Origin of the sequence: Kineosporia corallincola (genome assembly GCF_018499875.1) — a bacterium.
In the GTDB taxonomy this organism is placed as follows: domain Bacteria; phylum Actinomycetota; class Actinomycetes; order Actinomycetales; family Kineosporiaceae; genus Kineosporia; species Kineosporia corallincola.
In genome coordinates this window covers 600,517-620,620 of the sequence record NZ_JAHBAY010000002.1, presented here as the reverse complement: position 1 = coordinate 620,620, position 20,104 = coordinate 600,517, and the positions used below count along the sequence as shown (strand labels likewise).

Sequence of the window (20,104 nt, the reverse complement as noted above, 5' to 3'; positions counted from 1 at the left end):
CGTTCCGCTGACGATACGGAACGACGATCCGGTTTAGCAAGCGAAACGGATCGCTGTTCCGCAGACTGGGTGGCATGCGATGATCGGGCGGTGAGCAGCCCCGCCGAGCCCGCCCCAGCCGTTCCGAGGCGACGTCGCGACGTGGAGCGCAACCAGCGAGTCCTGTTGGACGCGGCCGCCACCGTGTTCGCCGCCTCCGGGGTGAACGCCCCGGTGCGTGAGGTGGCCGCGGCGGCGGGCGTCGGGGTGGCCACTCTGTACCGGCACTTCCCGACGCGCTCGGAGCTGGTCGTCGCCGTGTACCGGCACCAGATCGACGCCTGCGCGGAGGCGGGGCCGAAGCTGCTCGCCTCGGCCCCCAGCCCCTTCGCCGCGATCCTGAGCTGGGTGCACCAGTTCGTCGACTTCCTCGGCACCAAGCACGGGCTCGCCCACGTGTGGGAGGGCGACTCGGCCGGTTTCACCGCCCTGCACACGCTTTTCGTGGAGCGGCTGGTGCCGGTGCTCGCCGATCTGCTGGACGCGGCCCGCGAGTCGGGGGAGGTCGTCGCCCCGGTCGGCGCCTACCGGATCATCCGCGCCGTCGGTGATCTCGTGGCGTTCGCTCCCCATGACCCGGACTACGACGTGCGGGAAATGGTGACTCTCCTGATCAGTGGGCTGCGGCAGCAGCAGCCGGAGCCCGGCGCCGACGGCCCGGTGTGACCGGAGGCCGGCTGTTCCGATCGGGGGCTCCGTGAGAGCGGTTGCAGGGCAATGGTTTTAGGTCAACGGCCGGGAGTGGATGCCTGAAGGTCCGCCCCTGGCCGCAGCGGATCCGGCACCCCGTGGGGAACTCAAGACCTCAGCGTCTCCAGGACATCGCGCAGGGCCCTGCGCTGCCCCTCGTCGAGGCGATCAAGAAAGTGACGCCGGGATGCCGCCGCGAGCAGGGGTTCTGTGGTCGCGTAGACCTCCAGCCCGGCATCGGCGACGGATATCTCGACCCCGTTCCGGAGCTTCTCCCGGGAGAGGTAGCCCCGCTGCTCCATCCGGGTGAGCAGGTGTGACAAGCGGGTGCGGTCCCAGCCCAATGACGACGCCAGGGCGTTCTGCCGGATCGTGCCCCCGGCCGTGCGGAGCTGGACCAAGACGGTCATCTCGGGTTCGGACAGCTCGCTGTGCTCCAGCACATCGGCGACCACGCTGGCCCGGACCCGCTCGCCGATCTGCTTCCAGAGAAGCCAGAGCTCGACCCCATCGTCGGGTGTTGATATTTCAACGGTTGAGGCCATACTGTTGATGATATCAACAGCTGCTCGGCGGAGCCGGGCACATGACCCATGGACGGGAACAATCTGATGACGAACACGACCCAGATCTCGAACTGGGGCCGCTGGGGCCGGGGCGACGAACTCGGAACCGTCAACCTGATCACCGACGAGGCCCGGCGCCGAGGACTGTCCGAGGCCCGCAGCGGCCGGGCGGTCTCCCTGGCCCGGCCGATCACGCCGTCACCGCTCCTGGCCGGCCCGATGGCCCCCTACACCCACGAGACCACCGCAGTGCAGTCCGTGATGCAGTACACGGGCACGCCGCCCAGGGCGATGGCGGAACTGCTCACCGTCAACACGCACCATCCCGAAGTCACCCACCTCGACGCCATGGGCCACTTCGTCACCGACGGAAAGGTTTATCCGGGCGTCGATCTCGCGCAGAGCGTCGGCCTGGCCGGCGTGCGGCACGGCTCCGCATCCGCGTTCGCCCAGGGCATCCTGACCCGCGGCATCCTGCTCGACCTGGCTCCCGGAGGACGCCTGGAGCCGGGCCACGCGGTCACCGCCGACGACCTGGACGCGGCGGCGGCCCGATGCGGTGTGACGCCCCAGCCGGGAGACGCCCTGGTGCTGCGCGGCGGCTGGCATCTGGCCGAGGACCGCAACCGGAACCAGGTGCCAGGCCTGACCACCGGCGCCGTCGAATGGCTTCACCAACACGACATCTCGCTCTACGCCGGCGACATCGGCGACGCCAACCCCGCACTTCCGGGTGACCCCGGGCCGCTCCACCGGATCGGGCTGGGACTGCTCGGCCTGGTCCTGATCGACGGCGCCGCCCCCGGCGACCTGGCGCAGGTGTGCGCCGAGGAGAAGCGCTACAGCTTCCTGCTCGTCATCGCCCCGCCCCGGATCGAGTCGGTCACCGGCATCATGGTGAACCCGCTCGCCATTTTCTGAGGCGTCATGAAAACACATGTGGCGCAACCCATGATGCCGGGTGCCTAGTGTTCTGCGCCAAAAATGCGTTGTAGATATCGGCTGAGGGACTCAAGAATTTCTTCGGCGGTCTTGGTCCAGACGAACGGGCTTGGGTTGGTGTTCCAGGACGCGATCCACTGGGTGAGGTCGGCCTCGGGGGCTTGAACGCTGCGGTGGGCGCTGCGGCGTAGGAGCTGGTTGGTGAGGTAGGCGAACCACCGCTCGACTTGGTTGATCCAGGAGGAACCGGTCGGGATGAAGTGCACGTGCACGCGGGGGTGTGCGGCGAGCCAGGCTTTGATCTCGGGGTCTTGTGCGTGGCGTAATTGTCTGCGACGAGGTGGATCTCAAGGTCCACTGGCCCCGTTTTGTCGATGTGGGTGAGGAATTTCTTGAACTCGGCGGAGCGGTGACGTTTCTGGGTCTGGGTGATGACGGTGCCGTCGGCGATGGTGAAGGCCGCGAACAGGGTGGTCGTGCCGTGCCCTTTGTAGTCGTGGGTGCGTCGCTCGATCGTCCCGGGCGTCATGGGCAGGATCGGCTGGCTAGGGTCAACGGCCTGGACCTGGGTCTTTTCGTCAACGCACAACACGACGGCCTTTTCGGGCGGGTTGTGGTAGAGGCCAACAACGTCAACGACTTTCGCGGTCGGTAGATAGTTTGACGTCTGGGTCAGGTGGGGTTTGAGGTAAAGGTCGCGCCAGATCCGCCCGATGGTCGAGGCTGACAGGCCGGTCCGGGCCGCCATGGACGTTCGGGACCAGTGCGTAGCGTCGTGCGGGGCCTGTTCCAGGGTCGTGGTGATGACTTCCTCGACCTTGTCCAGGTTGACCGACGGCGGCCGGCCCGGGCGGTCCTCGTCCGCCAGGCCGGCCAGCCGGTACTGCAGGAACCGCGCCCGCCACTTGCCCACCGTGACCGCCGACGTCCTGAGATCCGCCGCGATCTGCGTGTTGTCATCTCCAGCCGCAGCCGCCAGGACAATCTTCGCCCGCAGCGCCACCGACTGCGGCGACGAGGGCCGCGAGGCCCACTGCCGCAACTGCTGCGCCTCGATCTCGCTCAGATCAACCCTGGTCTTCGGGCGTCCAGTCCTGGCCATGTCGCCAGAATGGACTTATTTCGACTGTTTCTGGCGCAGAACGCTAGTGTGGTGGGTCTGCCGTTGCGGGCACCCGAAGCTCTTTTAGGCTGTGGCGCAAGCGGCGCGGCCGGAGCCTGGACTGCGCCGCCAGGTCGAGCAGTGGCCTTGAACGGCACCGACGACACAGCCAACGGCTGGTCGAGTTCGGAGGAATGCTGTGGAACAGGCAGAGACCACTGAGGGAGACAAGAACTCCCGGAAGATTCACAGGGTCGCAGGCGTGGTGGGAGTGGCGGCCACCATCGCGGCCGCGGTTCGGCGACGGGCAGCTTCTCATGGGCTGCCGTTGTCCGGGCACCAGGACGACCCGTCCCGCTGGCTGGCGGTGACCGTCAATCTCACGCCGGACGACTCCCGGCCCCTTGAGCTACCTGAGCCTCTCAGGGCTTGGGGCGAGGCGATCGAGGTGCGGACCAGTCCCGCGCCCGGCGACCGGGGAACAGAACTGGCGGTGAGGTTACGCGACCCGTACACGCAGACGCTGCCCTCGGGGTTGCCGGACGCCTTGGCTCAGGATCTGGACGGTACGACGGCGGTAGAGAAGCTGCGTTCGGCTCTGCGGCGGGCCAAGCAGGTGATCGAGACGGGTGAGGTGCTGAGGGCCGATGAGCCCGGCACGACTGAGGCCACAGCGCTGAACGCGCCGTTGCGTGCGGTCACGTCGATCTCCGGGGCGGAGGGGCGGCTTTGAGGGCGCTGACCTGGGCCGGGGTGAATGAGGTCGAGGTCCGCGAGGTGCCCGACCCGCGGATCCTCAACGACGGTGACGTGATCTTGCGGGTGCTGCGCAGCGCGGCGTGCGGTTCGGACCTGCACCTGCTGGGCGGGTACATCCCGTTCATGGAAAGCGGTGACGTGCTCGGGCACGAGTTCATCGGAGAAGTGGTGGAGGTCGGGCCGGCCGTGCGTCGGCACGCCGTCGGTGACCGGGTCGTGGTGTCCTCGTTCATCTCCTGCGGCCGGTGCTGGTACTGCGAGCAGAAGTTGTTCTCGCTGTGCGACAACGGCAACACCAACCCGGCCATCACCGATGTTCTGTGGGGCGGTACTCCTGGCGGTTGCTATGGGTACTCGCACGCTCTGGGAGGTTTCGCCGGTAGCCACGCTGAGTACGTGCGCGTTCCCTACGCTGATGTCGGCGCGTTCGCGGTCCCTGAGGGAGTCTCGACCGAGCGTGCGCTGTTCGCCTCGGACGCCGCCTCTACCGGGTGGACGGGCGCCGACCTGGCCGGGACCAAGCCAGGTGACGTGGTCGCGGTCTGGGGGGCCGGAGCGGTCGGGCAGATGGCCGCGCGGGCGGCGATGCTGCTGGGTGCCGAGCGGGTGATCGTGATCGACCGGCTGGATTACCGTCTGGCACAAGCCAAGTCGATCATCGGCGCTGAGGTGCTCAACTACGAGAACACCTCGATCGAGGCCGAACTGCTGGAGAAGACCGGAGGCCGGGGGCCGGACGTCTGCATCGAGGCGGTGGGGATGGAGGCCGACGGCCCGGGAGGGCAGAGCCTGTACGACCGCACGAAACAGCAGTTACGCCTGCAGAGCGACCGTCCGGCCGCGGTCCGGCAGGCCATCCATGCCTGCCGTAAGGGCGGCAGCGTGTTCGTGCTGGGCGTGTTCGCGGGGGTGGTCGACAAATTCCCTCTCGGCGCTCTGATGAACAAGGGCCTGACCGTGCGGGGTGCGCAGATGCACGGCCAGCGGTACATCCCACAGATTTTGGAGCGGATGGCCCGCGACGAGATCGTCACCGAGCACCTGGCCACGCACGTGCTGCCGCTGGAACAGGGCCAGCACGGCTACGACATCTTCAAGGCCAAGGACGACGGCAACGTGCGGCCGGTTTTCCTGCCCAACGGCTGAACGCCGTCGTTCCAGCGTGGTATGACCAAGGAGGGTGGCGGGCAGGGCGACCATGACAACCACGACGGAAACGACGCGTACCACGCCGGGGGGCCGGGTTCTCTCGGCGCGCCGGACCTTGATCAGCCTGGCCGCAGGTCTCGCGGCTGCGGCCGCCGTCGCGGTACTGGCCGCACCCGAGTTGGCGGCTCTGACGGCCTGGACGGTGGCGTTTGCGGTTCTGCTGACCTGGGTTTGGCGCATCTGCTGGAACCGGGACGCGGCCGCCACCGAGGAACTGGCCGAGGAAGAGAACCGATCCCGCTCCACCGACGTCTGGGTGCTGCTGGCTGCCGTCGCCAGTCTGGCCGCCGTCGTGGTGGCCCTCGTGCAGTCCAGCAGCCAGCAGGATGCCGCCGTGCTGTTGAGCGTTCTGGCGGTGATCCTGTCCTGGGCGCTGGTGAACACCGTGTTCGCCTTCAAGTACGCCCGGCTGTACTACCTCGACGAGCCTGACGCGAAAGGGATTGATTTCAAGCAGAGCCAGCCACCGGCCTACAGCGACTTCGCCTATCTCGCCTTCACGATAGGGATGTCGTTCGCCGTCCCCGAGGCCGAGCCGGCCTCCACCCGGATCCGCCGGGTGGCGCTCGGGCACGCTCTGCTGTCCTACCTTTTCGGCACCGGCGTCCTGGCCGTCGCCATCAACCTCGTCACCAACCTTGGCCAGTGACCCGTGACCAAGGGACAGGCGACGCCGGAGCCAGGTGGCGGGCGGCGATCCCACGCTGAAGCGCGTGCCGAAACAAGCTGAAACAATGAGTTTTCGTGCAATCGTTCCTTGGAGGTGCCTGATGGATCTCACCGCTACGACCACGATCCGCAAACTACGATCCGAGATCTATTCCTTCTGGCGGAACTTCGAGAATCTGCCCACCTTCATGGCGCACCTGGACGAGGTGCGCACCACCGCGGAAGGGCGCGGTCACTGGACGGCGACAGCTCCTTCGGCCGGAGCGTCGAAGGGGATGCCGGCACCGACCACGAGGTTCCCGAACAGGAAATTGGCTGGCACTGCGTGGGAGACACCGACGTCCCAACCGGGCAAAGGTTCCTCGTACCGGCTCCTGACGGTGAGAGCACCGAGGTGCACGCAGGGGCCCGTCAAGGTCGTTTTATCGGGCTCTGAGCTGGGAGTTTGTGGCGTTCCACGCCATGTCCGAATGGTGACGGATGCGGCCTGAACGGTTTTGATCGGGGTTACCACACCGATCCATCGCATCCGGGGCAGCATCCGCCATGTCATCCTCTCGCGCCCTCACCGTTCTTGCTGTCGATCCAGGCATTCCTGAGACCGTTGGGCCCATTGTTGAACCTGTTGCGCAGCAACAGGCACGGCTGGATCTGCTCGGCCAGGTCGCGGATCCACGAGCGCGTCGCGGGCAGCGTCACCGTCCGGCAGGTGCGCTGGCCGCCGGGATCGCGGCCACGCTGGCCGGAGCCTGCTCGTTCGTCGCGGTGGCAGAATAGGCCGCCGAGACCGACCGGACCTGCTAGCCAGGCTCGGTCTGCGCCGCTGCACCGTGCTGGGCCAGATCGCCGTTGCCGCCCTCGCAGCAACGAAATCCCCGCTGTCCGTGACCTGCTCACGATCCTGGACCAGGCCGGCATCCTGGCCGGCGGTCGCTGCTGTCCGTCTCCAGTAGATCGCCCGACGGTGCGGAAAGACCCTGCGTGATGATGAATTGCGTGTGCAGTGTTGTTCTGTTTGACGTTTCCGAGTTTGTGAAGCGTCCCTGCCCGCGATGAGCCGCTACGGCGATTGCGGTGAGCGCATGAATGCGCTGGGTGCGAAACTGCCCAACACGTCCCCCCGACGAACGCGGAGAGGTGGGGAACGCCAATCCGGCTGGGCGGGTTCGTGGGACGGTATGCACATTCGTATTGCCCGATGAGCAGAACGCTTCCCGGTTGGCTTCGCTGCCTGCACCCGGATCGCTGACGGGCAGGCAGTTACCAGCGGTTCCAGTGAGTGAAATGAGCGGCGTCCGCCCGTGAGGCCGGCTTGAAGTCCGTCCCGATCGTATAAGCGACGGGCGTGAGAGCGACCTGGACGGTGGTTTCGAAGGGAAGGCCCAGCAGATCGGCCATCTCCTGCTCATAGGCCAGATGGCCGATGGTCCAGCAGGTGCCCAGACCCCGTTCGCGGGCGGCAAGCATGAAGCTCCAGACCGCGGGGAGCACCGAGCCCCAGTTGTGCGCCTGCCCGTGCACAGTGCGCAGTTCGGCGCGGGTGGGCACCCTCACCACCGGGACCATCAGCACCGGCACCTCCTGCAGATGTTCGAGCAGGTAACCGAGACTGCTGCGGATTCGCCGCCACTCGGCTGAGGCGAAACTTCCTCGGGTGGGGATCGACAGACCATGGTGCTCGTAGGGGTTGCCCAGGGCGAGCCCGGCCCTCCAAAGGTCGGCCATCGTCGCCTTGGTCGCCGGATCGTCGACGAAGATGAAGTCCCACTGCTGCTGGTTGCGGCCGGACGGGGCCTGGGTGGCGACGGTTACCGCTTCTTGGATGAGTTCTCTGGGTACGGGCCGGGTCAGGTCCAGGCGTCTGCGTACGGCGCGGGTCGTGGTCAGGACCTCGTCCGCGGTCAGGCCAAGGGTCTTCGATGAGGTGCTCTCGGTCACGGAGTGCTCCAGGTGGTGGTGGCGTGATGGACTGCGCCGACCATACAGACCTGTCTGGTGATGAATCTAGAGCGGCCATGCTGTGAAGGGCCAATATCCCGCTACGGCCGTGTGATCAGCGTCGCTTCAAGTAGCGCGGCGTGTTCGGATCTCGCTTCCCGTGTCGCTCCGGCTTGCATGAAGGATCCGCCGCCGCTCGAGGAGCGTAGGGCCGTGCCGTTCTGCGAAGCACGGGAAGCGTTTCATGGAGTTGCCTTTGGACCTGCCGGAGAGCGATGATTCAGACGTAGGCGCGGGTTCCTCATGGACGCGGGCCACTTGCCGGGTAGACAGACGGGTCTGTATGGTTTGGGGAGTCCGAAGACACATCGTGGAGTCGCCTGCCGGGCGCCTTGCGGCCACGGCTCGCCGTCCCGGTTCATGCGCACGTCGCGTTACCGGCCGATGCTGCCTCGTGCTGACTGTCATGGACCCGGTAAACATCCCCATCGGTGTCGGAGACTGTCGAGGCGGTCCAAATGAGCGGCGTCTGGCCATATCTGATAGCCGATATGAGGTCGGTACGCGGTTCCCGGGGCAGATCGCAGTCTGGCCCACTCGCGCGCTCGACGCAGGGCAGCCGACCCCTGATGCCGCTGTCCCCATGGTCGCCCGTGTGGCCTCGAATGACGGTGATTGCTCCGGTAGCCCTGCTTATCGCGGTGCGTCTCGCCGACAGGCCACGGTGGAGTGATGTGGCTACCCGGCCGTCTCATCATCGATTGCCTTGTAGCGACGTTCCGGGCCGCACGTTAGGGTCACGCCGTGCCCGTTGATCTTCCGTCGACGCCCCAGGAACGGCTGCTAACCGCTGCGGACGATCTCTTCTACCGAGAAGGGGTGCACACGGTCGGCATCGACCGCGTCATCGCTGCGGCCGGGGTCGCCAAGGCGACGCTTTACAGTAGTTTCGGCTCCAAGGACGGTCTGATCGCCGCCTACCTGGAAGCCCGTCATCGCGAGATAGGCGAAGGGATCGAGCGGGCCATCAACCGTCATCAGTCGCCCCGGGACCGTCTGCTCGGGGTCTTCGACTTTCTCATCGAGCTCAGCAGTGATCCCGCATACCAGGGCTGCGCGTTCGCGAACGCCACGGCCGAAGCCCATGCGGCGGGCACGGGCATGGCGTCTGACGCCTACCGTAAATGGATCCGAGGTGTCTTCACCGACCTCGCAACGCAGGCTGGCGTCATGAACGCCCGAGTTTTGGGGCGACAGTTGCATTTGTTGTGGGACGGGGCTGCCCAGTCGGCACGGATGGATGACGACCAGCAGGGTGCCTGGGCGGCCAGGGCCGCTGCGGCTGTGCTCCTGGACGCCACGCTGCCGGCGACGTGATCGTTCAATGGCTATCAGAGAACCGGTGCGAACATCATCGTGTGTCGGCGGTCAGGTGCCGTGACGCGATCATGGTGCTCCCTGCTTGGGCCGCTGTGATTGGCTTCTATAGCCAAGTTGCACTTGGTCAGGCTCAGCGCGCCGCGGCGGTGCCGCCGGGTCCCTGGCGCGAGCCATCGGACGTGACCGGTACCGCCGTTCGGTCTGAGCGCATTCACGGTTGAGCTGATCCGCAGGCTGGCGTAGATCAGCAATGAGGACGTTCTCAGGTCATCACGCCGGCGTTGGCCATGACTTTCGCAGGCGTATTCCCGGGGCCTGCTCCGCCTGGCCTCCTTCTGCTGTGCCTTTCGGACGCCGGATCTGAGCACCACTGGTCCGGGCGGGCTCAAGCGAACTGATCGAGCAGGTACTGACCGTGTCCGAGCCACGTTTCGCCGAGAACCAGCAGGCCGCACCGATCCACCGCGTGCGCGCCTCGGCCGCGCTGACGTCCTTCATGAACGCCCTGACCGTCTCACTGTTCGCGCTTGTGCCCAGCGGCCGACTGGCCGTCGCGACGATCGTGGTCGCCGTCGCCGGTCTGCTGTTCGTCGGCGCGACACTGCTGTCACTGGTACGTCTGCACGCGCTCGCCGCGAGCCGGATCCACGAAGCGGTGTTCCTGATCGGCCTGGCAGCGGTCTTCGTGTTCCAGCTGTCGGCCGCCGTGCGCCTGCACCGCCACCCGCTCGACGCCGGCCTCGCGGAGACCATCGCCATGCTGGTGGTCGCCTGCTTCGTCATCGGCATCTACCGGGCCTGGGACCTGGTGGGCGGCCCGTCGTTCGACCTCGCCCACGAGGTGCGCCGGCTCATGGCCGGCCGGCGGTCCTGATCGGCATGCCCGCCACCTGATCCGGCCCAGCCCACCACCCGCGACCCAGGCAGCCGGCACACACCCGTCCGCCACCGCCAGGGCCATCACCCGGACCTGGGTATCGTGACGATCATGCCCCGCAGCCTGCTGACCCACCTCACCCTGCGCACCTGGCTGGAACGCTGGAGCCAGGAGGCGATCGACCAGGCCGACGCGATCGGCCTGGAGGTGAGCGAGGGGATGCGGCGCAGCGGCTGGATCGGCGCCGCACCCGTCGGCCAGGCCACCATCGCCCGCACCGAAACCCGCCTGGGGCAAACACTTCCACCGACCCTGCGCGAGTTCTACACGGTCACGGACGGCTGGCCGACCCTGTCGATGGACTTCGCGGCGATCCGCGCCGTCGAAGACCTCGGCTGGACCCGCGACCTGGACCCCGACCTGATCAAGGCCTGGGACGACGCCGGGAGCGCCTGGCCGCCGGACGCCGACGACGGCCCGCCCCTGCTGCGCCGCAGCCTGCTGCTGAACACCGGCACCGACCGTCTCCTGCTCGACCCGGCCCGCACCACGAACGGCGAATGGACCGCGGTCGGCTTCACCAGCTGGTACCCCGGCGCCGGGGAACCACAGCCGTCGTTCCGGGCCGAACTGGAAGACCACTACGCCACCTTCCTGAACTTCGACGCCCCCGGCAGCCGCACCCACGCCGAGATCGCCGACCAGGTCGAGCACGCCTACCAGCTCCTGCTGAACGGAAACCGCGACGAGGAAGACGTTTTCGAGCAGGCCGGGCGCTTCGGCGACGAACGCGCCCAGGTCCTGGCCATCCAGGTCACCGCCCTGACCGGCAACGACGCCGACCACTCCGAACTGATCTGGCGCTCGCGGACGGTGACCGGCGACGCGGCCGTGCAGGACGACCTGCTGCCACTGCTCGTCATCCAGGCCCTCGACCCCGCGGCCGGCCAGGAGTACCGGATGACCTCGTTCACCCAGAGCTCACCACCCGAATTTGCCTCCATGGCACGGCAACTCGCCGTGCGTTACCGTTTCGAGCGGGGCCTGACCGCCGATTTCTCCCGCACCCCGGCCTTCGCCCGCACCGTCGAGCAGGCCCGGCAGCTGGTGCGTTCGGGCCGGGACGACGAGGCATTCGGCCTCGTGCTGGCGGGTCTGGGCGGATGGACGCCGCAGACCGGGATGCACCTGGCCCCGCTGGGACTGCTCTGGGACAAGGAACTCGGGCCGATCATGACCGCTGATCGGCGCCGCCGGCTGCTCAGCCAGGCGCGCGGGCTCGGGTGAGATGTGAGGCGCACCGCCGGTGGTGCGCTCGCGGTCGCCGTCGTGGTGAGCCGTTCAGTCCCGGCCGGTGGTGTGGCGCAGTTCGGCGACGGCGACGGTGACGGCCCGCAGGCCCTGGGTGAGGGCCCGCAGATCGTCCAGGGAGAGCCGGGCCAGGATGTCGTCGGCGAACTCCGGACGTGCGTTGACCAGTTTGCGCACGACGTCACGTCCCGGTGCGGTGGCATGGACCCGGCGCACCCGGTGGTCACTCGCGTCGACGTCGCGCCGCGCGGTGTGCTGTGAGACCAGCCGGTCGACCATGGTGGACATCGAGGCCAGGGAGACCCCGAACGTCTGGGCCAGCTCGCCCAGGGGGGATCCGCCCGGACTGGAGACCAGCACGGTGAGCACCTTCAGCTGCTGGAAGGTGAGGTCGGTCTCCAGGAGATTGCGCAGGGCCAGCGGCAACGCGGCGGTTTCTGAGAGGCGGACGAGTTCCGCGATATCGGCCAGCAGAGCGACTCTTTCGCCGGGCGCATGATCCTTGGTGACTGCCATGGCGTCAAGTATGGCGACGTCGGGAAGATATCGGGCAAAACGCTTAGAACAGTGCTAAGTTTTTTGCACCGACGAATCGAGCGACGACGCATCGAGAGGGTTGCCCCGCGGGTGATCGGATCGGGTGACGGCCGTGGTTGGCGGCTGCCCTCTCGGGCTCGGGACAGGACGGCGTGGTGAGCCAGACCCCCCTCTCCGACAGCATTCACGGCATTGACCTGGAGGTGCTGCGGGCGAAGTACCGGCGGGAACGTGACCGCCGGATCAGGCCGGACGGACTTCGTCAATACCGTTCCGCCGCAGGTGAGTTCGGATATTATGCGACGGATCCCTACGTTCCCCGGGCGGATCGGGAGCCGGTGACGGACCGGGTCGACGCCCTGGTGGTGGGCGGCGGTTTCGGTGGTCTCCTCACTGCCGCTTACCTGAAAAAGGCTGGCCTGGAACGGGTCCGGTTGATGGACGAGGCCGGTGACGTGGGTGGAACCTGGTACTGGAACCGGTACCCGGGCATCCACTGCGACATCGAATCCACCGTCTACCTGCCGCTTCTGGAGGAAGTGCGAACGATCCCGGCCCTGCGGTACGCCCAGGGCGAGCAGATCCGCCGTCACGCGGTGGCGCTCGCCGAGCACTTCGGCCTGTATCCCGAGGCGCTGTTCCACACCAGGGCCACGGCGCTGCGCTGGCTGGACCCGGACGGCGAGTGGCTGGTCGAGACCGACCGCGGCGACCGGATGCGGGCAACCTACGTCGTGGTCTCCCCGGGGTCCCTGTCGCAGCCCAAACTGCCTGGCATTCCCGGGATCCAGGACTTCCGGGGGCACACCTTCCACACCAGCCGCTGGGACTACGCCTACACCGGGGGCACCGCCGACGGCGAGCTGACCGGGCTGCGGGACAAGCGGGTGGCCGTGGTGGGTACCGGGGCCACCGGTGTCCAGGTCATCCCGCACCTGGCCCGGGACGCCCAGCACCTGTTCGTGTTCCAGCGCACCCCGGCGACGGTGGACGTCCGGGACAACCGTCCCCTGGACCCGCGGTGGTTCCAGCAGCAGGAACCGGGCTGGCAGGGCCGGCGGATGGACAACTTCCTGGCCTCGATCACCGGGGAACCGGTGGACGAGGACATGATCCAGGACGGCTGGACCTCCACGTCCCGCCTCCAGCGCGCCTACCTGTCCGGCGTCCAGGAAACCGGTCTGCCCCGGCAGGAGCAGCAACTGCTGGACGAGTTGCTCGACGCCCACACGATGAACGGGATCCGGTCCCGGGTCGACCGGATCGTGCAGGACCCGGCCACCGCGCAGCTGCTGAAGCCCTGGTACCGGTACATGTGCAAGCGGCCGTGCTTCAGCGACCACTACCTCCAGGCGTTCAACCGGCCGAATGTCACGCTCGTGGACACCGCCGACCACGGCGGCATCACCCGGATGACCGAGAGCGGCGTGGTCGTCGGCGACCAGGAATACCAGGTCGACTGCGTGGTGTTCGCAACGGGTTTCGACGTCGGTGTCTCCGGGGTGCTGTCCGGGACGCTGCCCGTCACCGGACGCGGCGGCAGGGTGCTGCTGGAGACCTGGCGCGAGGGCCCCCGGACGCTGCACGGCTTCTACAGCCCGGGTTTCCCGAACCTGTTCCACCTGGGCTCGCTCCAGAACGCCAGCGCCGTGAACTTCGTGCACATCCTGCACGAGCAGGCCCGGCACATCGCCGCCGTGGTGGGCCGCGCCGAGCAGCTGGGCTCGCGTACGGTCGAGCCGGGCCCGGAGGCGACCGAGTCGTGGCAGGCGACGCTGCGGCAGGTGGCGGTGGACACCACGGTCTTCCAGGCCGAGTGCACCCCGGGCTACTACAACGGCGAGGGCCGCACCGTGCGGCCGCTGAACTACTCACCCGGGCCGGTCGCCTTCCACGATCTGCTGGCCCGATGGCGTGCGGAGCATCTGGACGAGGTGATCGCCGCCCGTCCGGGATCTGCGGGCGAGGGTTCCAGGGCCGGGGCGGGCCGGTGAGGGCCGCCGCGGGCACGGCCCTCACCGGCGTCGCCGTCGCGGTGACCGCCGGGCTGGTGCTGGCGGGTGGTGGTGCCACGGCGGAAAAGTCCGGTGAGCCAGGCATTTCCACGATCACCGCCCGGCAGCTGATGAAGGTCACCGACGTGCACCAGGCCACCGGTATGACGTTGCTCGAAGGGCCGGTGTTCGGCCCGGACGGCGACCTGCTGGTGGTGGACGTCACCGCGCCGGCCGGTGAGCCCAAGGTGCTGCGCATCGACGTGAGGACGAAGCGGGCCGAGGCACTGTTCACCGACGACGACAGCGTGTTCACCTCGGCGCAGATCAGCCCGGCCGACGGCCGCCTGTACCTGACCGACCTGCGGGCCGGAACCGTCGACAGCATCTCGCTGGAGGGAGACGACCCGCGCACGTTCTTCTCCGGGAAGGTCGAGGGCACCGTGATGCAGCCCGACGACCTGACCTTCGACCCGGACGGGAACCTCTACGTCAGCGACACCAGCGGCCACGACGATCCGGCCGGGCCCGACCGCGGGCGCATCGTGCGGATCGACCGCGACGACGGGACCGCCGAGGTGCTCGCCGGCGATCTGCCCGCCCCGAACGGGATCTCCTTCGACACCGGGTTCGGCGGCCTGTGGATCAGCCAGTACGCCGACAACCGGATCGACTACGCCCGCCTGGCCGGGAACGGCAGGAGCGTGACCTCCCTGCACCCGGCGGTCTACGTGGACGGCGGCCGCGCGCAGGTCGACTCCACCGCGGTGGACGCCTCGGGCAACATCTACCAGATGTTCCACAACCGGCCGGGCGCGGAGGTTTTCAGCGCCTCCGGTGAGCATCTGGCCTCGGTGCGGGCACCGGTACCGGACGACGGGGACTACTCCGCGACCAACCTGGCCGTCCGCCCCGGCAGCCGGGAGGCCTATCTCACCGTCAGCGGGCCCTCGGGCGGGTTCGTCTACTCGTTCAGGGCGCTGGGCGAGGGAATCCGGCAGTCCAACGGGGGCTGAACCGGCGCACCGATCGGTTCGCGGGCCCGGCAGCCTTCAGCCGGGCCCGCACGGCGCCGATGAGGCAGGGTGCGCAGCAGGTCAGGGGTGACGCCCCCGGTCACGACGAGCCCGGTCACCGCGGCCGGCGACGACCGGCCGGTGGAACCGGTCACCAGCTTCGACGACGCCTGCCAGCAGGTCACGGCTTACCTGAAACAGGCCGTCCCGATGGGGATCTGGTTCGTCAGCCGGTACGACGGCGAGAACCAGGTCTACCTCACGGTGGCCGACAGCGTGTACGGCGCCGAGCCGGGCATCTCGATGCCGTGGTCACAGACCCTGTGCCGGCACATGCTCGATCACCCCACCAGCCGGATCACTCCCGACCTGGACGCCGACCCGCACGCCGACCCGGGCGGCGAACCGGTGGCGATGCGCGAGAGCTACCAGGTCAGCGCCTACGCGGGGGTGCCGATCCAGCACCACGACGGCCACCTGTTCGGCTCGCTGTGCGGGCTCGACCCCTCGCCGCAGGGGGAGCAGCTGCGGAGCCACGAGCCCCTGCTGCGGCTGCTGGGCGGACTGCTCGGCTGCGTGGCCGAACTCGACCTGCATCGCACGGACCTGCAACGCCGGCTTCTGTCGACCCAGATGGAGTCGGAGACCGACGAGCTGACCGGGCTGACCAACCGCAGGGGCTGGGACCGCCTCCTGGTCCTGGAGGAGGAACGCTACCGCCGCCTGGCCGAGCCCGGCGCCGTGCTCTACGTGGACATCGACGACCTCAAGGTCGTCAACGACTCGGCCGGGCACTCCGCCGGCGACGAGCACCTGCGGCACGCCGCCACGGTGATGCGCCGCACCGCACGGCGCACGGACGTCGTGGCCCGGCTCGGCGGCGACGAGTTCTGCCTGCTCATGGTCGGGCTGACCACCCCGCAGGTGGCCGACGTGGCGCTGCGGATGCAGGCCGCCCTGGCCGCCGCCGGGATCCACGCGTCCGTCGGGCAGGCGGCCTTCACCTGCGCCCCCACCTTCGCCGAGGTCTGCGCGCAGGCGGACCAGGACATGTACGCGCAGAAGACACAGCGCAAGCAGGCCCGCGGCGCTACCGGTCGATGATCGCCACGAGGGCCGCGGTGAACGGTGCCGGGTCGAAGTCGCCCCGCACCGCCAGCTGCTGGTTGTAGCTCATGCTCAGGGCGACGAACGCCTCGGCGATCTGGCCGGCGTCCGCCCGCCGGCGCGCGGGCACCAGCCCGGCGACGTGGGCGCGCACGGACGCGAGCTGTTCCCGCACGATCTCCGCCAGGGCGGGGGACACGGCGGCCTCGGCGTAGATCTGCGCCACCAGCCGGGCATGGCCGCTCTCGGCGGCCCGGGCGCGCACATGATCGAAGAAGGCCGCGATCGTCGTCGCCGTGAGCTCGGACGGCAGGGCGTCGGTGCCCTGCTCGCAGACCGCGACGATGAGGTCGTCCTTGCTCGTGAAGTACCGGTAGATGGCCCCGTTGGAGAGCCCGGACGCGGCGACGATGTCCGCCATCGACGTGCGGGCGAAGCCGTGACCGGCGAACCGGACGCGAGCGGCGTCCACGATCTGCTGGCGGCGGGCGTCGAGGTGTTCCTGGCTGACCTTCGGCATAAAAGAGTGACCCCTCGTTTTCTTTGCTAGGGTCCAGAGCATACCCTCTCGAACGCCATCCCCAGGAGCTGTCATGCGCTATCAGACCTTCGGCCGCACGACCGGACTACGTGTCTCGGAGTACGCGCTGGGCACCGCGGGCCTCGGCGCGTCCGGCCGGGAGGACGCCCGCGAGATCTTCGAAACCTTTGTGGACGCCGGTGGAACCACCGTCGACACGTCCAACATCTACCGGGACGGGGAGTCCGAGACCGTGCTCGGCGAACTGCTCGGCAGCCGCCGCGACGACCTCGTGCTGATCACCAAGTACAGCGGAACCCGCCAGGCCGACCCGCGCCCCGCCACCACCGGCAACAGCCGCAGGGTGATGATCCGGGCGCTGGAGGCGAGCCTGCGCCGGCTGAAGACCGACTACGTCGACGTGTACATGCCGCACTTCCCCGACGGTGTCACCCCGATGGACGAGATCCTCGGCGGGTTCGACGATCTCGTCCGTTCCGGCAAGATCCTGCACGGTGGCCTGTCGAACTTCCCGGCCTGGCGGGTGGCCGGCGGGGTGAGCCGGGCGCACCCGCGCGGCCTGGGCCCGCTGGTCGGCATCGAGACCGAGTACAGCCTCGCCGAACGTTCCGCCGAACGCGAGATGCTGCCCATGGCCGAGGCTTACGGCCTGGGGGTGCTGACCTACTCCCCGTTGGCGGGTGGACTGCTGACCGGAAAGTACCGGCAGGGGGAGCAGGGCCGCCTCAGCGCCCGCGGCGACGCGGTCGAGTCGGGCGCGCAGCGCACCGCGACGGTGGACGCCGTCCTGGCGATCGCCGGTGAGGTGGGCACCAGCGCCACGCAGGTGTCCCTGGCCTGGCTGCGGCACCGCGCCGCGCGCTGCGGCACCGCCCTGATCCCCATCGTCGGCCCCCGCACCCCCGCCCACCTCCGGGAGTACCTCCGGGCGCTGGACCTCGACCTGGACGAGCAGCACCACCGGCTCCTGGACGAGGTCAGCCAGGTGCGACTGGGCACGCCGCACGAAGACGTCGTCGGTGCCCTGGCCCACGGCGCCGACGGCAACCGCGAACTGCTCCGTTCCCCCGTGGTCCCGGTGATCTGACTTCCGAAAAGCCGTCCTCAGCCGGTGAAGTCAGCCTGGTGGTCGCGGGCCCACTGCTCCAGCGGACGCCCGGGCCGGCCGGTGACGGCCTCGACGCTGCGCGGCACGTCGGGGCGCTGCACCGAGTCCGCCCAGTAGTCCAGCAGCATGGTCACGATGTCGTCGGGGATGTACCGGCCGAACTCGGCACGGAACTGCGCGGCGCTGATCTCCTCGGCCGCCACCGCCCGCCCGATCCCCGCCGCGATGGCCTGGATCTGCTGACGGCGGGTCAGCGCCTGCGGCCCGGTCAGCGCCACCGCCTGGTTGTGGTGGGATTCGGTGGTCAGCACGTGGACGGCGGCCTCGGCGATGTCGAGCTCATGGATCGGCGCCTGCGCGGAGTCCAGGTACGGAGCCCGCACCGGCAGACCCGACCTGATCGGGAACGCCCAGCTGAGAAGGTTCGTGGCGAACGTGCCGGGCCGCAGGAAGGTCCACGACCCGGCGCGCTCGGCCACCGACTCCCGCACTGTCTTCTCGACCGCCTGATGGTGCCGGTAGCTGGCCGAGCCGGCGTCGTGGGCCCGCTCCGCCGCCACCGCCAGCGACGACAGCACCACGAAACGGCTCACCCCGGCCTCGGCTGCCGCCGTCACCAGCGGCCCGACGCCGCTCCAGACCGGGAACACGAAAACCTGGTGGACGCCCGCGAACAGGTGCGACGTCAGGGTTCCCGGATCCGACAGGTCACCACCGACCACCTCGACCGACTCCGGCAGCGCGGCCTGGTCCGGCTGACGGGTCAGCGCCCGCACCGGATGCCCCTGCTCGGTCAGCAGCCGGGTCACGTGCCGCCCGACCTGCCCGGTCGCGCCGGTCACCAGAATGCTCATGATGCGTCCCCTCGCTCGTTGCTGTTCTCGGCGAGGCTATGCGGCCAATAGGACGGTGAGCTTCCTCATGCGTCAGGCGAATCCAGGCCGGCCGAGATCCGTCAGCGCCGGAGCACGGCCTGACGCGATTCCGGTGAGACGGTTGAGTTCGAGCCGGGCCGAGGCCAACCCGGCGTGATGCTGTCGGGCTGGGCATGGAGTTCCTGTCACGATTCGAGCACCACATCGGCTCGAAGGTGCGGATAGAGCGGCAGGTGCGGGGAACGTCGCGGCTGCGAGGGCGCAGATGCCGAGCGGACCGCTGAAGGATGCGGGAAGCGGCCAGGCGGTGCGCTGCGTGCAGAACCTTCAGCCCCTTGGCGCTTTTCGGCAGGGCCAGCCCTGGTATGCCTGGTGGGATCTTCTGGGCCTTGTCCACGAAGGGCCGCATCACGTGCTGGTAGGCGCTCAGGGCGCGCTCCGGTTCGAAGGAGCTGCCTCGGTGGAGGTGCTCGGCGAGTTCACCGGCCAGCACGTGGGCTCCGAGCAGCGCCAGGGTGGTGCCCATGCCCGTGGGGCCGGCCCAGGCGCTGTCGCCCAGGACGGCCACCCGGCCTCGGTACCAGCGGGGCAGGGTGACCTGCTCGGCGCGCTCGAAGTAGAACTCCTGCGGCCGGGCCTGGAATCCATCGATGATGCGCTGGGTCTGCCATCCGACGTCGGCGAAACGCTCGCGCAGCACGCGGATCTGCGCGTCGAACCCGATCCGTTCCACACCCATCGCCGGGGCCATGAAAGCCAGCGCGGCCCGGGCCGTCCCGAGATTGTCCGGGCGCAGGGACACCACCCGCCGGTCGAGCGCGGTCAGCCACTTCCACCACTGATCGTCATCCCCCGCGCGGTCGATCGTGCCGTAGGCGACGTACTGCCCCAGGTCGCGGTAGCGGACACCGTCCGGTGACGAGGGTGCGAAGACCAGGTCGCGCGTTCGCGAGCGCCGTCCCTCGGCGACGACCAGCAGGTCGTAGCGTTCCTCTCGGCCCTGATCCGTCACCGTGTGGACCCCGTCCCGGTCCTGGGTCACCTCGACCAGGTGCTCACCGAAGCGGTGTTCCACGTCTTGGCTCGTGGCTTCAAGCAGGAGACGAGACAGTTCGCCACGCAGGATCTCCAGCTCCGCGGTGGGACCGTCCTCACCGGCGTGCGCGGTGACGGAGGCATATGTGCTGCCGTCGGGGCGCAGGAAACGCGTACCAACTTCCCCGGTCCCCGCCGCTGCGACGCGATCCTGCTGCCCCATACGCCGCAGAACCTCACGCCCGACATTCCGAATATCCACGTTCTGGCCGGCGCTGCGTCTACCGGCTGCTCGCTCCATGAGCGTCGGCACCAGCCCTGCCTGCAAGAGACCCAGCGCCGCAGCCGGTCCGGCAATGCTGCCGCCGGTCACCAGCACCCGCGGAGCCGTCGTCTTCACGCCGCTCAC

General features: G+C 68.7%; 19 protein-coding genes and 1 pseudogene. 12 read left to right on the top strand and 8 right to left on the bottom strand.

Going from position 1 to position 20,104, the window contains the following annotated elements; translation table 11 throughout:
• The first annotated feature begins 90 nt into the window (after positions 1-90).
• On the top strand, positions 91-705 hold the full coding sequence (locus tag KIH74_RS07040; protein ID WP_308113626.1) for a TetR/AcrR family transcriptional regulator: 615 nt from the start codon (positions 91-93) through the stop codon (positions 703-705).
• A gap of 131 nt (positions 706-836) precedes the next feature.
• On the opposite strand, the gene KIH74_RS07035 is transcribed toward KIH74_RS07040, so the two are convergent.
• Positions 837-1,274: a MarR family winged helix-turn-helix transcriptional regulator gene (locus KIH74_RS07035; protein ID WP_214154967.1), complete on the bottom strand. Its 438-nt coding sequence runs from the start codon at positions 1,272-1,274 to the stop codon at positions 837-839.
• Positions 1,275-1,340: 66 nt separating this feature from the next.
• Between KIH74_RS07035 and KIH74_RS07030 the strand changes: the two genes are divergently transcribed.
• Entirely contained in the window at positions 1,341-2,216 is an 876-nt protein-coding gene (locus KIH74_RS07030) for a cyclase family protein (RefSeq protein WP_214154966.1), read from the top strand.
• A 44-nt stretch (positions 2,217-2,260) separates the two neighbouring features.
• Here KIH74_RS07030 and KIH74_RS07025 read toward each other — a convergent pair.
• A pseudogene (locus KIH74_RS07025) lies at positions 2,261-3,339 on the bottom strand (IS630 family transposase).
• A gap of 262 nt (positions 3,340-3,601) precedes the next feature.
• Between KIH74_RS07025 and KIH74_RS07020 the strand changes: the two are divergent.
• From KIH74_RS07020 to KIH74_RS07010, 3 genes are all read left to right on the top strand, one after another.
• Positions 3,602-4,072, top strand: coding sequence for a hypothetical protein (locus KIH74_RS07020; RefSeq protein WP_214154965.1), 471 nt, complete (start codon positions 3,602-3,604; stop codon positions 4,070-4,072).
• Complete coding sequence (locus KIH74_RS07015; protein WP_214154964.1) at positions 4,069-5,244, top strand: zinc-dependent alcohol dehydrogenase; 1,176 nt, start codon at positions 4,069-4,071, stop codon at positions 5,242-5,244. Before KIH74_RS07020 ends, KIH74_RS07015 begins: the two co-directional genes overlap by 4 nt.
• Positions 5,245-5,362: 118 nt before the next feature.
• A complete protein-coding gene (locus KIH74_RS07010; RefSeq protein WP_214154963.1) occupies positions 5,363-5,956 on the top strand; it encodes a DUF1345 domain-containing protein in 594 nt (197 codons plus the stop codon).
• A 569-nt stretch (positions 5,957-6,525) separates the two neighbouring features.
• Here KIH74_RS07010 and KIH74_RS07000 read toward each other — a convergent pair.
• Both KIH74_RS07000 and KIH74_RS06995 read right to left on the bottom strand, forming a co-directional pair.
• A complete protein-coding gene (locus KIH74_RS07000) occupies positions 6,526-6,675 on the bottom strand; it encodes a hypothetical protein (protein ID WP_214154961.1) in 150 nt (49 codons plus the stop codon).
• 561 nt (positions 6,676-7,236) lie between these two features.
• The gene (locus tag KIH74_RS06995) at positions 7,237-7,914 is read right to left on the bottom strand and encodes a nitroreductase family protein (RefSeq protein ID WP_214154960.1); all 678 of its coding nucleotides are present in this window, start codon (positions 7,912-7,914) and stop codon (positions 7,237-7,239) included.
• An 804-nt stretch (positions 7,915-8,718) separates the two neighbouring features.
• On the opposite strand from KIH74_RS06995, the gene KIH74_RS06990 reads away from it, so the two are divergent.
• The 3 genes from KIH74_RS06990 to KIH74_RS06980 all read left to right on the top strand — a co-directional run bounded on the left by KIH74_RS06990 (position 8,719) and on the right by KIH74_RS06980 (position 11,458).
• Entirely contained in the window at positions 8,719-9,291 is a 573-nt protein-coding gene (locus KIH74_RS06990; protein WP_214154959.1) for a TetR/AcrR family transcriptional regulator, read from the top strand.
• A gap of 418 nt (positions 9,292-9,709) precedes the next feature.
• Positions 9,710-10,168, top strand: a complete 459-nt coding sequence (locus tag KIH74_RS06985; protein ID WP_214154958.1) for a hypothetical protein — start codon at positions 9,710-9,712, stop codon at positions 10,166-10,168.
• 114 nt (positions 10,169-10,282) lie between these two features.
• Positions 10,283-11,458, top strand: coding sequence for an SMI1/KNR4 family protein (locus KIH74_RS06980; protein WP_214154957.1), 1,176 nt, complete (start codon positions 10,283-10,285; stop codon positions 11,456-11,458).
• Positions 11,459-11,512: 54 nt separating this feature from the next.
• Here the strand turns inward: KIH74_RS06980 and KIH74_RS06975 are convergent, their stop codons facing one another.
• Positions 11,513-11,998: a MarR family winged helix-turn-helix transcriptional regulator gene (locus KIH74_RS06975; RefSeq protein WP_214154956.1), complete on the bottom strand. Its 486-nt coding sequence runs from the start codon at positions 11,996-11,998 to the stop codon at positions 11,513-11,515.
• Between the two features lie 176 nt (positions 11,999-12,174).
• On the opposite strand from KIH74_RS06975, the gene KIH74_RS06970 reads away from it, so the two are divergent.
• The 3 genes from KIH74_RS06970 to KIH74_RS38410 all read left to right on the top strand — a co-directional run bounded on the left by KIH74_RS06970 (position 12,175) and on the right by KIH74_RS38410 (position 16,133).
• Complete coding sequence (locus KIH74_RS06970; RefSeq protein ID WP_214154955.1) at positions 12,175-14,013, top strand: flavin-containing monooxygenase; 1,839 nt, start codon at positions 12,175-12,177, stop codon at positions 14,011-14,013.
• Positions 14,010-15,029: an SMP-30/gluconolactonase/LRE family protein gene (locus KIH74_RS06965; protein ID WP_214154954.1), complete on the top strand. Its 1,020-nt coding sequence runs from the start codon at positions 14,010-14,012 to the stop codon at positions 15,027-15,029. The genes KIH74_RS06970 and KIH74_RS06965 overlap by 4 nt, the downstream gene beginning before the upstream one ends.
• Before the next feature lie 69 nt (positions 15,030-15,098).
• On the top strand, positions 15,099-16,133 hold the full coding sequence (locus KIH74_RS38410; protein WP_214154953.1) for a sensor domain-containing diguanylate cyclase: 1,035 nt from the start codon (positions 15,099-15,101) through the stop codon (positions 16,131-16,133).
• On the opposite strand, the gene KIH74_RS06955 is transcribed toward KIH74_RS38410, so the two are convergent.
• Positions 16,120-16,656: a TetR/AcrR family transcriptional regulator gene (locus tag KIH74_RS06955; RefSeq protein WP_214154952.1), complete on the bottom strand. Its 537-nt coding sequence runs from the start codon at positions 16,654-16,656 to the stop codon at positions 16,120-16,122. The genes KIH74_RS38410 and KIH74_RS06955 overlap by 14 nt on opposite strands.
• Positions 16,657-16,729: 73 nt before the next feature.
• On the opposite strand from KIH74_RS06955, the gene KIH74_RS06950 reads away from it, so the two are divergent.
• Positions 16,730-17,764, top strand: a complete 1,035-nt coding sequence (locus KIH74_RS06950; protein WP_214154951.1) for an aldo/keto reductase — start codon at positions 16,730-16,732, stop codon at positions 17,762-17,764.
• Between the two features lie 17 nt (positions 17,765-17,781).
• Here KIH74_RS06950 and KIH74_RS35975 read toward each other — a convergent pair whose 3' ends face one another.
• Together KIH74_RS35975 and KIH74_RS38405 are read right to left on the bottom strand one after the other, a co-directional pair.
• A complete protein-coding gene (locus KIH74_RS35975; RefSeq protein WP_308113631.1) occupies positions 17,782-18,594 on the bottom strand; it encodes an SDR family oxidoreductase in 813 nt (270 codons plus the stop codon).
• Entirely contained in the window at positions 18,494-20,104 is a 1,611-nt protein-coding gene (locus tag KIH74_RS38405; RefSeq protein WP_214154950.1) for an FAD-dependent monooxygenase, read from the bottom strand. Before KIH74_RS38405 ends, KIH74_RS35975 begins: the two co-directional genes overlap by 101 nt.

What these genes read in the sequence shown, in the direction of transcription:
- KIH74_RS07035 (WP_214154967.1), bottom strand. Translation starts at nt 1,274, where the DNA reads ATGGCCTCAACCGTTGAAATATCAACACCCGACGATGGGGTCGAGCTC.
- KIH74_RS06975 (WP_214154956.1), bottom strand. Translation starts at nt 11,998, where the DNA reads ATGGCAGTCACCAAGGATCATGCGCCCGGCGAAAGAGTCGCTCTGCTG.
- KIH74_RS07030 (WP_214154966.1), top strand. Translation starts at nt 1,341, where the DNA reads ATGACGAACACGACCCAGATCTCGAACTGGGGCCGCTGGGGCCGGGGC.
- KIH74_RS06980 (WP_214154957.1), top strand. Translation starts at nt 10,283, where the DNA reads ATGCCCCGCAGCCTGCTGACCCACCTCACCCTGCGCACCTGGCTGGAA.
- KIH74_RS06950 (WP_214154951.1), top strand. Translation starts at nt 16,730, where the DNA reads ATGCGCTATCAGACCTTCGGCCGCACGACCGGACTACGTGTCTCGGAG.
- KIH74_RS06955 (WP_214154952.1), bottom strand. Translation starts at nt 16,656, where the DNA reads ATGCCGAAGGTCAGCCAGGAACACCTCGACGCCCGCCGCCAGCAGATC.